At 53.8% G+C, this 12,922-nt stretch carries 10 protein-coding genes; 7 read left to right on the top strand and 3 right to left on the bottom strand.

Features of this window, described 5'->3' with window-relative positions:
- Positions 1-16 precede the first annotated feature (16 nt).
- From accC to aroQ, 3 genes are read right to left on the bottom strand one after another with little or no spacing between them, the layout of a single operon-like run.
- Positions 17-1,366 (bottom strand): acetyl-CoA carboxylase biotin carboxylase subunit, encoded by a 1,350-nt coding sequence (gene accC, locus U868_RS0102205; RefSeq protein ID WP_025151862.1) that lies wholly within the window; start codon positions 1,364-1,366, stop codon positions 17-19.
- An 11-nt stretch (positions 1,367-1,377) separates the two neighbouring features.
- Positions 1,378-1,839, bottom strand: a complete 462-nt coding sequence (gene accB / locus U868_RS0102200) for an acetyl-CoA carboxylase biotin carboxyl carrier protein (RefSeq protein WP_025151861.1) — start codon at positions 1,837-1,839, stop codon at positions 1,378-1,380.
- Between the two features lie 17 nt (positions 1,840-1,856).
- Positions 1,857-2,315 carry a type II 3-dehydroquinate dehydratase gene (aroQ, locus tag U868_RS0102195; protein ID WP_025151860.1) on the bottom strand — a complete coding sequence of 153 codons (459 nt, stop codon included), beginning with the start codon at positions 2,313-2,315 and terminating at the stop codon, positions 1,857-1,859.
- A 1,015-nt stretch (positions 2,316-3,330) separates the two neighbouring features.
- On the opposite strand from aroQ, the gene mreB reads away from it, so the two are divergent.
- From mreB to nit1, 7 genes are all read left to right on the top strand, one after another.
- Positions 3,331-4,374 (top strand): rod shape-determining protein MreB, encoded by a 1,044-nt coding sequence (mreB, locus tag U868_RS0102180; RefSeq protein WP_004236290.1) that lies wholly within the window; start codon positions 3,331-3,333, stop codon positions 4,372-4,374.
- 113 nt (positions 4,375-4,487) lie between these two features.
- Positions 4,488-5,600, top strand: a complete 1,113-nt coding sequence (mreC, locus tag U868_RS0102175; protein ID WP_025151859.1) for a rod shape-determining protein MreC — start codon at positions 4,488-4,490, stop codon at positions 5,598-5,600.
- On the top strand, positions 5,597-6,085 hold the full coding sequence (mreD, locus tag U868_RS0102170) for a rod shape-determining protein MreD (protein ID WP_025151858.1): 489 nt from the start codon (positions 5,597-5,599) through the stop codon (positions 6,083-6,085). The genes mreC and mreD overlap by 4 nt, the downstream gene beginning before the upstream one ends.
- Positions 6,086-6,132: 47 nt before the next feature.
- The gene (locus tag U868_RS0102165) at positions 6,133-6,744 is read left to right on the top strand and encodes a Maf family protein (RefSeq protein ID WP_025151857.1); all 612 of its coding nucleotides are present in this window, start codon (positions 6,133-6,135) and stop codon (positions 6,742-6,744) included.
- Entirely contained in the window at positions 6,741-8,210 is a 1,470-nt protein-coding gene (gene rng, locus U868_RS0102160; RefSeq protein ID WP_025151856.1) for a ribonuclease G, read from the top strand. Before U868_RS0102165 ends, rng begins: the two co-directional genes overlap by 4 nt.
- A 78-nt stretch (positions 8,211-8,288) precedes the next feature.
- Positions 8,289-12,068, top strand: a complete 3,780-nt coding sequence (yhdP, locus tag U868_RS0102155) for an AsmA2 domain-containing protein YhdP (RefSeq protein WP_025151855.1) — start codon at positions 8,289-8,291, stop codon at positions 12,066-12,068.
- Positions 12,065-12,922, top strand: coding sequence for a deaminated glutathione amidase (nit1, locus tag U868_RS0102150; RefSeq protein WP_025151854.1), 858 nt, complete (start codon positions 12,065-12,067; stop codon positions 12,920-12,922). Before yhdP ends, nit1 begins: the two co-directional genes overlap by 4 nt.

Below are 12,922 nucleotides of genomic sequence, written 5' to 3'. Positions count from 1 at the left end.
GAAAAGCGACAGAAAATCAGACCTCGTGCAGGCCGAGTTTCTTCTCCAGATAATGGATGTTGGTGCCGCCTTTGCAGAAGTTCTCATCATTCATAATCAGCTGGTGCAGCTCGATATTGGTTTTGATACCGTCGATAATCAGTTCCGCCAGCGCATTTTTCATACGGGCGATAGCAATTTCACGGGTTTCACCATAGGTGATGAGCTTACCGATCATGGAATCATAATACGGCGGCACAGTATAACCGGCGTAAATATGAGACTCCCAGCGGACACCGAAACCACCCGGAGAGTGGAAGCGGGTAATTTTGCCCGGGCTCGGTAAGAAGGTGTGCGGATCTTCGGCGTTGATACGGCATTCGATCGCGTGACCTTTGACTTTGATATCGTCCTGTTTCACAGAGAGCGGCAGGCCGGATGCGACACGCAGCTGCTCTTTGATCAGGTCAACACCGGTGATCATTTCAGTGACCGGGTGCTCTACCTGAATACGGGTGTTCATTTCGATGAAATAGAACTCGCCGTTTTCAAACAGGAACTCAAAGGTACCGGCACCACGGTAGCCGATATCGATACACGCTTTGGCACAGCGTTCGCCGATGCTTTTGCGCAGCGCCGGGGTGATACCCGGCGCAGGGGCTTCTTCCACCACTTTCTGGTGACGGCGCTGCATGGAGCAGTCGCGTTCCGCCAGATAGATGGCGTTACCCTGACCATCCGCCATCACCTGGATTTCAACGTGACGCGGGTTCTCAAGGAATTTTTCCATGTAAACCATGTCGTTGTTGAAGGCCGCTTTGGCTTCGGCTTTGGTCATTGCAATCGCTTCTTCCAGATCTTCATCATTGCGGACAACGCGCATACCGCGTCCGCCGCCGCCGCCGGAGGCTTTGATGATGACCGGGAAACCGATACGTTTGGCAATGGTGTGGTTCAGCGGCATATCGTCGCTGAGCGGGCCGTCAGAGCCCGGTACACACGGAACGCCGGTTTCTTTCATCGCGCGGATAGCCGACACTTTGTCGCCCATCAGGCGGATGGTTTCCGCTTTCGGGCCGATAAACGTGAAGCCGGAGCGCTCAACCTGCTCGGCAAAGTCCGCGTTTTCAGATAAGAATCCGTACCCCGGGTGGATAGCCTGTGCGCCGGAAATTTCAGCGGCAGAGATAATGGCCGGGATATTCAGATAACTTTTCGCAGAGGCTGCCGGACCGATACAGATGGTCTCGTCAGCCAGCAGAACGTGTTTTAAATCACGATCTGCGGAAGAGTGAACAGCGACCGCTTTGATCCCGAGCTCTTTACAGGCCCGCAGGATCCGCAGTGCAATTTCACCCCGGTTGGCAATAAGGATTTTTTCCAGCATGATTCGCCCCGTTATTCGATGACGACCAGTGGCTCGTCAAATTCGACAGCATCGCCGTCTTTTAACAGAATTGCTTTAACCACACCGGCTTTGTCAGCTTCGATCTGGTTCATCATTTTCATGGCTTCGACGATGCACAGGGTGTCACCGGCATTGACCTGTTTACCGACTTCAATAAAGGCTTTCGCATCCGGGCTTGGTGAACGGTAGAACGTACCGACCATCGGAGAGCGGACCACATGACCGGCAATCTCTTTTTCCGGTGCCGGATCAGCCAGACCTGCGGATGGTGCGACAGCGGCTGCTAATGCAGGCTGCTGAACAGGTGCGCTGTATTGCTGTGGTACGGCCATAGCCTGAACCGGTAACGCGCGGCTGATGCGTACTGACTCTTCGCCTTCAGAAATTTCCAGCTCAGAAATACCGGACTCTTCGACCAGCTCGATCAGTTTTTTTATTTTACGAATATCCATGAGATGATTCCGTACTCTTAGTGTTGAGTTAATTGTGACAGACGGTGAACCGCTGCCTGTAAAGCATAACGGTAGCCTTCCGCACCCAGCCCGCAGATAACACCGGTGGCGATATCAGAGAGATAAGAGTGGTGACGGAACGGCTCCCGTGCGTGTACATTCGACAGATGGATCTCGATAAACGGGATGCTGACGGCCAGCAGGGCATCACGCAGAGCCACACTGGTGTGAGTGAATGCAGCCGGGTTTATCAGAATAAAATCGGTGTTTCCCCGTGCAGCATGAATTCTGTCGATGAGTTCGTGCTCGGCGTTGGATTGCAGATGGCTTAGTGTAACGCCACACTGACCGGCATCCCGGGTCAGCGTTGCAACGATATCCGCGAGCGTGAGCGTCCCGTATTTATCGGGTTCCCGCGTGCCCAGCAGGTTAAGATTCGGGCCGTTCAGTAACAAAATATGATAACTTTCGGTCATCCTGCCGGTATCTCCTGCAATCTAACGTAAACGCACAAGATAACGCGATGTTAATGCGTTGTCACCTTTTTCTCACCGCAGGCAATATTAATTTTTACAGAGGAAGGGCGACATTATAAACATTTCATTGCAGTTCGCAGCAAAATACTGGTCTGAACAGACCGGAACCGCGACAGGGCTGACCAGTTCATCATACGCATTATCTGAATATCCGGGAGAAATAACCGCCGTTTGCATCCGTTTGCTGATAGTAGTCTGCCTGCCGGTTTTTTAACAGGCACGCCCGGACATCAGGGTGTTTTTCTGCCGGTGTGCTCACATAACCGGCATTCCGGAGGCGGATATTACGTAAGATGACCCGTGTGAGAATAAGCAACGATAAATCGTTGCCCGCCGCAGTGGTACGCAGGTGGTGCGTTATAGTGCATCCGCGCCGGGAAATTGGCAAGTTCCGCAGATATTACGGCGGTCAATACGGGCAGAACGGGATATAACGGGGTTGTATCCGGGATACGGTTATTTATATTTACGGTTTTTTAAGATTATTCTTAGTCAGTGGTGTTGCTTGTCCATCATAATCCGGCGAATAACCCGGTGTTTTTGTCGTCTTATCGGGGGTTAAGCAGCTTGTTTTAATGCGAGGATAGAAACAACGGGCGTCAGGCCGATTGTAAGATTGCGTATATTATATAGAATCCGGTTGAACTTGATGCATAGTTACCGGTCAACTGTTCGGAAGTTTGCAGGAATTAATGACGAAAAGAAGGCAGCAGCCGGATTTTTTACATTAATTTTAATCTGCCTGCGCGTATTTTATCAAATATGTGAAAAAGTCTGCGTTTTTATGCAGCTTTATACTGCGCAGTATATAAAAATTATCTAGAATAGACCGCTCCCTGATGTGATGTGGACACGCTGCCGGCAAGGTGCAATCTGTGGCTTGTCGCAAAGAAACGTGGTTGGTAAAGTAGACGGGTTTTTTCCCCGTCCCCGGCTTGCAGGATTATCCTTTTGTATGTTTAAAAAAATTCGTGGCATGTTTTCCAACGACCTGTCGATTGACCTGGGTACAGCCAATACCCTGATTTATGTCAAAGGACAAGGCATTGTTCTGGATGAACCGTCTGTCGTGGCTATCCGCCAGGATCGTCCGGGTTCAACCAAAAGTGTTGCTGCTGTTGGCCATGAGGCCAAACGCATGCTGGGCCGTACCCCCGGCAATATCGCAGCAATCCGTCCGATGAAAGACGGTGTTATCGCTGACTTTTTTGTGACCGAAAAAATGCTCCAGCATTTTATCAAACAGGTTCACAGTAACAGTTTTATGCGCCCGAGCCCGCGTGTTCTGGTGTGTGTGCCGGTCGGCGCAACCCAGGTTGAGCGCCGTGCTATCCGTGAATCTGCGCTCAGCGCCGGTGCCCGTGAAGTGTATCTGATTGAAGAGCCGGTTTCAGCGGCTATCGGTGCCGGTTTACCGGTATCAGAAGCGACCGGTTCCATGGTGGTGGATATCGGCGGCGGTACCACCGAAGTGGCGGTTATCTCCCTGAATGGTGTGGTTTACTCCTCTTCTGTCCGTATCGGCGGCGACCGTTTCGACGAAGCTATCATTAATTATGTGCGCCGTAACTATGGTTCACTGATTGGTGAAGCAACCGCAGAACGCATCAAACACGAAATCGGTTCGGCTTACCCGACTGACGAAGTGCTTGAAATTGAAGTCCGCGGCCGTAACCTGGCGGAAGGGGTTCCGCGCGGTTTCACCCTGAACTCCAACGAAATTCTGGAAGCTCTCCAGGAACCGCTGACCGGTATTGTCAGCGCAGTGATGCTGGCGCTGGAACAGTGCCCGCCGGAGCTGGCATCCGATATTTCCGAACGCGGAATGGTGCTGACCGGCGGTGGTGCGCTGCTGCGTAACCTTGATCGCCTGCTGATGGAAGAAACCGGTATTCCGGTGATCGTCGCGGAAGATCCGCTGACCTGTGTCGCCCGCGGCGGCGGCAAAGCTCTTGAGATGATCGATATGCACGGCAGCGATCTTCTCAGTGAAGAATAAGCGGACTCCCGTCCGTTCAATACTGCAGGCCGGGGGAGTCCGCTCCCCCTGCTCGCCGGATTCACACTCTGTCTTCCCGGACGGAATTACTGTAGTGCCTGATATCGCATCCTATGAAGCCGATTTTTAGCCGGGGGCCTTCCCTTCAGATTCGCATTATTGTTGCGGTTATTTTTGCCATCGGACTGATTGTGGTTGATAACCGGATTGATGCTTTTACCAAAATCCGTAACTATCTGGATACGGCGGTCAGCCCGTTCTATTTTTTAGCCAACGGCCCGCGTCAGTTACTGGACGGTATCTCTGATAATTTTGCCACCCGCGAGCAGCTGGAATTTGAAAACCGCGCGCTGCGCCAGGAACTGCTGGTTAAAAGCAGTCAGAATCAGCTGCTTGAACAATTTAAGCAGGAAAATGCCCGGTTGCGGGAACTGCTCGGTTCACCGCTGCGTCAGGATGAGCACATGATGGTCACTCAGGTCATGGCGGGGGCCAACACCCCGTACCGTGACCAGGTGGTTATCGATAAAGGCAGCCGTGACGGCGTGTATGACGGCCAGCCGGTGATCAGTGATAAAGGCGTGGTGGGGCAGGTAATTGCCGTGTCCCAGTTAACCAGCCGTGTTCTGCTGATCTGCGATACCACCCACGCACTGCCGATTCAGGTACTGCGTAACGATATTCGCGTCATTGCATCCGGCACCGGATGTACTGACGATTTACAGCTTGAACCCCTGCCGAACAATATTGATATCCGCGTGGGGGATGTGCTGGTCACATCCGGCCTCGGCGGTCGTTTCCCGGAAGGGTATCCGGTCGGGATCGTCTCTTCGGTGAAAGTGGATAATCAGCGCGCTTATACCATTATCAGTGCCAAACCAACGGCAGATCTTCAGCGTCTGCGTTATCTGCTCTTATTATGGGGCGGAGACAGCAACCCGCGTGACCCTTCCGGCCCGTCTGAAGTGTACCGCGCAGCCAATGAGCGTATTATGCAGGTGATGCCGCAGGTGATCCCGTCCGTTGCGGCGCCGGAAACGGACCCGGCAGCGGTACTGCCGGACGCGCCGCCATCCTCCGCCGGTACGACACCGCCGACCCCGGCTAAGCCAAAGCCTGAACAGCCAAAACCGGCAGACAGCCCGGCCACTGCCGCCCCGGCTGCTCAGGAGCCGGCAGCGGATACCGCACCGGCCCGGCCGCTGAGGATGAGGCCGCAGCAATGAATACCTACCGGGGACAAAACCGGATTATTGTCTGGCTCTCCTTTCTGATAGCACTGGTCCTGCAGATTATGCCCTGGCCGGAGCAGATTCAGTTTTACCGTCCGTCGTGGGCGATGCTGTTTCTTATCTACTGGGTGATGGCGCTGCCGCACCGGGTCAGTGTCGGCTCCGCTTTCTTTCTCGGTTTGATTATTGACCTGATTGAAGGTTCCACACTGGGTGTACATGCCCTGAGCCTGTCTATCGTCGCTTATCTGGTCTCATTCAGACATCAGCTGCTGCGTAATATGGCGCTGTGGCAGCAGTCGCTGGTTATTATGGTGCTGTCAGTGCTGATGCAGTTCTTTGTTTTCTGGTCAGAATTTCTGTTGTCCGATATTGTGTTTCATCCGGAAGTCTTCTGGAACAGTCTGGTCAATGGTATCTTATGGCCATGGATTTTTTTATTACTGCGTAAGACCCGCCGTCACTTTTCTGTTCATTAATCAGGGAACGGCGGCGTGATACGTGAACAAAACGTCAGGACCCCTGAATGCTGCCGATTTACCTTGCTTCAACCTCTCCCCGCCGCCGGGAACTTATCCGGCTGCTGAATGTTCAGTGTGACACGCTCTCTCCCTGTATCGATGAAATCCGCCGTGACGGTGAACCCGCAGCGGATTACGTGGTACGTCTGGCGCGGGAGAAAGCACAGGCCGGTGTGGCGCTGGCAGCAGAAGATCGTCCGGTTATCGGCTCTGATACCATTGTGGTACTCGGCGGTGATATTCTGGAGAAGCCCCGTGATGCGGCACATGCCTTTACCATGCTCAGCGCACTATCCGGCTGTACACATCAGGTGATGACGGCGGTCGCGGTTTCTGATCGTTTCCGGACACTGAGTACATTGATTGTGACGGATGTGACATTCCGCCGGTTATCAGATGACGAAATAAACGAGTATATTCAGACAGGTGAGCCGATGGACAAAGCCGGTGCGTACGGCATCCAGGGCCTGGGCGGGCGCTATGTCCGCAAAATTAACGGTAGCTATCATGCTGTGGTGGGATTACCGTTAGTGGAGACCGAAGAATTAATTAAACGGTACACGGATACCCTGAACGGGGTTGTACCGGAACATATTGACGGGAAAGAAATACCATGACAGCCGAGCTTTTAGTCAACGTGACCCCGTCTGAAACACGGGTCGCTTATATTACCGGCGGGATCCTTCAGGAAATTCATATTGAGCGCGAGGCTAAACGCGGTATCGTCGGCAATATCTATAAAGGGCGTGTGAGCCGGGTGCTGCCCGGAATGCAGGCGGCCTTTATCGATATTGGCCTGGATAAAGCAGCCTTTCTGCATGCCTCGGATATTATTCCGCACACGGAATGTATTTCCGGGGATGAAAAAGAGAAATTCCGCACCCGTGATATCGGGGAACTGGTCCATCAGGGGCAGGATCTCATTGTGCAGGTGGTCAAAGATCCGCTGGGTACCAAAGGTGCGCGTCTGACCACCGATATCACGCTGCCTTCCCGCTACCTGGTATTTATGCCGGGCGCGTCTCATGTCGGGGTTTCCCAGCGCATTGAGAGTGAGGAAGAGCGTGAGCGCCTGAAAAATATTGTGGCGGGTTATTGTGATGAGGACGGCGGTTTTATTATCCGCACGGCAGCGGAAGGCGTCGGGGAAGAAGAACTGACCTCTGATGCCGCGTTTCTGCGCCGGTTGTGGACCAAAGTTATCCAGCGCAAAAAACGCAATACCACCCGCACCAAAATCTACGGTGAACTGGCGCTGGCGCACCGTATTCTGCGGGATTTTGCCGGTGAGTCACTCGACCGTATCCGGATTGACTCCCGCCTGAGCTTCAAAGAGTTACAGGAATTTGTGGATGATTACATCCCGGAAATGACCGCCAAACTGGAGTTGTACCAGGGCAGTCAGCCGATTTTTGATCTCTACGATACTGAAAATGAAATTCAGCGGGCGATGGAGCGCAAGGTTGAAATGAAGTCAGGCGGATACCTGATTATCGACCAGACCGAGGCGATGACCACTATCGACATCAATACCGGCGCGTTTGTCGGGCACCGCAATCTGGAAGAAACCATTTTCAATACCAATATCGAGGCCACACAGTCGATTGCGCGGCAGTTACGTCTGCGTAACCTCGGTGGTATCATTATCATTGATTTCATTGATATGATCGATGATGACCACCGCCGCCGGGTGCTGAGCTCGCTGGAACTGGCGCTGGCAAAAGATCGCGTGAAGACCACGATTAACGGTTTTTCACAGCTCGGGCTGGTGGAGATGACCCGCAAGCGCACGCGGGAGAGCCTTGAACATGTCCTGTGTGAGAAATGCCCGACCTGTCAGGGGCGCGGCAGTGTCCGCTCGGTGGAAACGGTCTGTTATGAAATTCTGCGTGAAATTGTCCGCGTGCACCACCTGCTGGATGTTGACCGCTTCCTCGTTTATGCCTCACCGGCAGTGACTGAGGCATTGCAGGGGGATGAATCCCATGCACTGGCAGAGGTGGAAATTTTTGTCGGTAAACAGGTTCAGGTTCGCGCCGAACCGCTCTACAGTCAGGAACATTTTGATGTCGTTATGATGTAATTCATTGGCGGTACACTGCCGGATATAAGCGGATATCCGGTTCCGCCGGCCTTGACAGCTGCAGGAGAAGGAGAGCCAGTGAGGCGACTGCCCGGGATTTTACTGACATGTGTGATTGTAATCGTGATTGCTGCGGCACTGGTGCTCGGCGGTCTGCGCTACCTGTTGCCTCAGATTAATGAATACCGCCCGCAGATCGAACAAAAACTTTCGCAGATGACCGGTGCCACGGTCAGAATCGGGGAGATCAGCGGCCGCTGGCAGGGATTCGGCCCGGCGCTGACACTCCGTGATCTGACGGTTACCGCCCCGGATGCAGACATTTCAGCTGAAAAAATCGACCTCTCTCTGGATATCTGGCGGACACTGTTCCGTTTTCAGGTCAGTTTCCGGGATCTGACATTCTGGCATATGAAGCTGGATTACAAACAGCCGCTGAGCAGTGACGGCAGCAGCATTGAAACGGATGATGCTCTGTCCGGGCTCTGGCTGGAGCGGTTTGATAATTTTGATCTGCGCGACAGTGAAATCCGTTTTCTCACACCGTCCGGCGATCCCGCCACTTTGCTGGTTTCCCGTCTGTCATGGCTCAATCAGAGCAAACGCCACCGCGCCCAGGGGGAGATCAGTCTCTCCTCGGTGAATAACCCGCGCGGCTGGCTGCAGGTGCGTCTGGATCTGCGTGATGTCAATGGTCTGCTGGATGAGGGTACGGTCTATCTCCAGGCGGATGATATTGATATGACACCGTGGTTCAGCCGCTGGCTGCGCGATAACACCGGGCTGAACAAGGCCGGTTTCAGCCTGGCCGGCTGGATGACGGTGGAGAAGGGGATGATAACCCGGGGCCTGGTCAGACTGAACTCCGGCGAGGCGGACTGGCTGGTCGGTAAGGACACGCACACCCTGGAAGTTCAGGATCTGCTGGTGCAGATGCGCCGCCAGGGGGAAGGCTGGCTGTTTAATATCCCGGATCTGCTGAACCTGAAAACTGACGGGCAGCAGTGGCCGGAGGGCAGTCTGTCACTGCTTTATATCCCGCCGTCAGCTAAATACGGCGGCAATCCGCATCTGCGTATCCGTGCCAATGATATTGAGCTGGCGCGTCTGAGCAGTATTGTGCCGACATTCTCTTTCCTCACCAATGATATTGTCAAAGGCTGGCAGGAGCGCGAGCCGTCAGGTCTTATCCGTGATTTTGCCCTTGATATCACCCCTGCCGCCCCGGAAAACCTCGAACTGGATGTTTCCTGGCAGGATGTCAGCTGGAAAGCCCGGGAAGAATTACCGTCAGTATCCCATTTCAGCGGCGTATTACGCGGCGGCCAGGCACGCGGCATTCTGCGTTTTGCCCTCGATGACAGTGTGCTGGACTACCGCCCGATGTTTACCGCACCGCTGGCGGTATCAGAAAGCCGCGGACAGGTGCAGTGGCGTAATACCGGCGGCAACTTCAGCCTCTGGAGTGATAATTTAGATCTGCAATCCGGCGCACTGCGGGCGAACGGGAACTTCCGCTATCAGCATGATAAGGACAGGCCGCCGTCACTTGGTATCCTCGGTGGTGTGACGCTGACAGATGCCGGAGAAGCCTGGCGCTATTTCCCGGTACCGCTGATGGGGGAATTTCTGAGCGAATACCTGACGCAGGCACTGATTGCCGGGAAAGCGGAAAATGCCACGGTCATATTTCAGGGCAACCCGGCGGACTTTCCGTTCCGTAAAAACGAAGGGCAGTTTCAGATTTGGGTGCCGCTGCGTGATGCCACCTTTAAATATGATCCGGAATGGCCGGCACTGATAAACATGGATGCGGATCTGAATTTCCATAATCAGGGGTTGTGGATCAGTGCGCAGGAAGCAAAACTGGGTGAAGCCACCGCCCGTAATCTGAAAGCGGATATTCCGGATTTTACGGTTGAGCGCCTGTATATTCAGTCCGATATTGAAGGTAAAGGTGAATCTCTGGGCCGGTATTTTGATGAAACCCCGATGAAGGGTTCTATCGGTAATACCCTGGAGCAGCTGAAAATCGGCGGAGAGGTAAACGGTGATCTTAAACTGGAAATCCCGCTTAACTTCAATGAGATGGTGCGGGCAACCGGGCATGTTAATCTGAAAAATAATGATATTGATGTGGTACCGCTCGGCAGCACACTCAACGGTGTCAGCGGCCAGTTCCGCTTTGATAACGGTGACCTGGAAAGCGACCGCATCACGGCACACTGGTTCGGGCAGCCGCTGAATATCCGCTTTACCACCAAAGAAAACCCGTCTGATTTCGCCGTCAATATCGATCTGGACGCTGACTGGCAGATGAAGGGCATAGACGGGATACCGGCGGCGATAAAACAGCACGTGACCGGTTCGTTCCCGTGGACGGGGGATGTGAAGATTACCCTGCCGCAGAAAGGGGAAATGAGTTATACCGTGGATCTGGAGGGTCAGACCGGCAAACTGACCAGCAGCACCTTACCGGCTGTCCGGCGCTGGGCCGCGGAGAGCGGCACCCTGAATGTGCATGCCACCGGGACAGAACACACCCTGAAAGCCGGGGGCACGGTCGGTAAATCGTTCAGCGTCCTGACGGACTGGCACCTCGGCGATATTCTCACGCTTAATGGTGCGGCAATTGTTCCGGGGACAAAAGTGCCGGAGAAAGTCACCCGGGATGTTATCAGTATTGCCCTGCCGCCGATCAGTGGTGAGGAGTGGGTCGGCGCGCTGGCGGTTGCCGGTCAGAATCATCAGCAGTCTGCCGCACTGAAACTGCCGGGGAATATTGATATTTCCGCGCCTTATGCGGACTTTGCCGGACAGCGCTGGAATCAGATAAAACTGCGTATTCATCCGCAGGAAAATGGCTGGCTGCTCAGCTCAGACAGTCAGGAGCTGCGCGGGGATGTCCGTATTCCGGCCTCCGGACCATGGCAGGCGAGTATCGATTATCTCTACTATAATCCGGAGTCGATTCAGAACGCCCTGCCGGAATCACAGCGCAATGAAACCACCAAAACGGATTACCGTGTCGGCAGCTGGCCTGCGGTCACGCTGCGCTGTGAAGCCTGCTGGGTAAGCGGTCTGAATATCGGTACGGTGAATGCGAAAGTCTGGCCGGACAATAATTCACTGGTGCTGGATGCGGCAACAGTTAAAAACAGTGCCAGTGAACTGACCCTCAGCGGTCGCTGGGATGCCGGGCCTGCGCCGCTGTCGCACTTTAAAGGTCAGTTTAAGGGGCCGGTTTTTGATAATATGGCGGCGTATTTCGGGGTACTGGTGCCTATCACCGGCTCACCGTTTACTGTGGATTTTGACCTGAACTGGCGGGATGTTCCGTGGTCACCGGATGTGGCGACCCTGAACGGCATCATCAGCACGTCGCTCGGTAAAGGGGCGATTGAGCGGATGGGCGGCGGTAACGCCGGTAAACTGCTGCGGCTCGTCAGTTTTGATGCGTTACTGCGCAAATTACAGCTCGATTTTACGGATACTTTCAGCAATGATTTCGTTTTTGACAGCATACGCGGCAAAGGCGTGATAAAAGAGGGTGTTTTAAAGACAACCGATACCCGCGTGGACGGATTAATTGCGGATATCAGCTTCAGCGGTTCAGTTTATCTTGTGGATCGTCGCATTGATATGTCGGTGGTTGTCACACCGGAACTCTCTGCGACGGTCGGGGTGGCGACAGCCTTTGTGGTTAACCCGATAGCCGGAGCGGCAGTCTTTGTGGCCAGTAAGGTGCTCGGCCCGCTCTGGAGTAAAATTTCGGTGATACGGTATCACCTGAGCGGTAGTTTAGAAGAGCCGAAGATAGATGAAGTTTTGCGTCAGTTAAAGGAGACCCGGGAATGAAAAACGCAAATGTGGCTTTATTGCAGCTGTGCAGCGGCACAAATATTAAACACAATTTGGCGCAAATCGAACAACAGATCAAACAACTGCCTGATAATATCAAACTGGTGATGACACCGGAAAATGCGCTGATTTTTGCATCAGGCAACACCTATCAGAAGTATGCGGAAGTGCAGGGCGAAGGCCCGCTGCAATCCGCGGTGGCTGATATGGCCCGCCGTTACGGGGTGTGGATTCTGGTCGGCTCAATGCCGCTGATCAGCCGCGAAGACCCGGCGCGCATCACCAGCAGCAGCCTGCTGTTTGATGATAAAGGGGAAATCAAAGCCCGTTATGATAAAATTCATATGTTTGACGTGAATATTGATGATGAGCAGGGCTCATACAATGAATCAAAAATCTTCCAGCGCGGTGAGCACATTACCGTTGTCGATACCCCGGTGGGCCGTCTCGGCATGACCATCTGTTATGATCTGCGTTTCCCGGGCCTGTTCCAGGCACTGCGTGAGCAGGGCGCGGAGATTATCTCTGTTCCGGCAGCCTTTACTCGGCTGACCGGAAAATCTCACTGGGAGCCGCTGTTGCGCGCCCGTGCGATTGAAAACCAGTGCATTATCCTGGCGCCGGCACAAGTCGGTGTACACGGTACCCGCCGCACATGGGGACATACCATGGCGGTTGACGGCTGGGGCAAAGTGATGAAAAAAAACACGGATGCGGTGGCCGCCATCGGCGTTGATATCCGTCCGGACAGCTTAACCTCAATGCGTGAGCAGATCCGCGTGGTGAAACATAACCGTTTCCGCCCGCAGCTGACGTCACTGATTGAGAAAAACACCACAGGTAAAGAGTAA

It is taken from the genome of Morganella morganii H1r, from assembly GCF_000633515.1.
GTDB lineage: Bacteria > Pseudomonadota > Gammaproteobacteria > Enterobacterales > Enterobacteriaceae > Morganella > Morganella morganii_B.
The sequence above is the reverse complement of the archived record's forward strand: the minus strand, read 5'-3'. Positions and strand labels throughout refer to the sequence as shown.

Coding starts and splice junctions, on each gene's coding strand:
- mreB (WP_004236290.1), top strand. CDS start 3,331: ATGTTTAAAAAAATTCGTGGCATGTTTTCCAACGACCTGTCGATTGAC.
- accC (WP_025151862.1), bottom strand. CDS start 1,366: ATGCTGGAAAAAATCCTTATTGCCAACCGGGGTGAAATTGCACTGCGG.
- nit1 (WP_025151854.1), top strand. CDS start 12,065: ATGAAAAACGCAAATGTGGCTTTATTGCAGCTGTGCAGCGGCACAAAT.
- mreD (WP_025151858.1), top strand. CDS start 5,597: ATGAATACCTACCGGGGACAAAACCGGATTATTGTCTGGCTCTCCTTT.
- accB (WP_025151861.1), bottom strand. CDS start 1,839: ATGGATATTCGTAAAATAAAAAAACTGATCGAGCTGGTCGAAGAGTCC.
- rng (WP_025151856.1), top strand. CDS start 6,741: ATGACAGCCGAGCTTTTAGTCAACGTGACCCCGTCTGAAACACGGGTC.
- U868_RS0102165 (WP_025151857.1), top strand. CDS start 6,133: ATGCTGCCGATTTACCTTGCTTCAACCTCTCCCCGCCGCCGGGAACTT.
- mreC (WP_025151859.1), top strand. CDS start 4,488: ATGAAGCCGATTTTTAGCCGGGGGCCTTCCCTTCAGATTCGCATTATT.
- aroQ (WP_025151860.1), bottom strand. CDS start 2,315: ATGACCGAAAGTTATCATATTTTGTTACTGAACGGCCCGAATCTTAAC.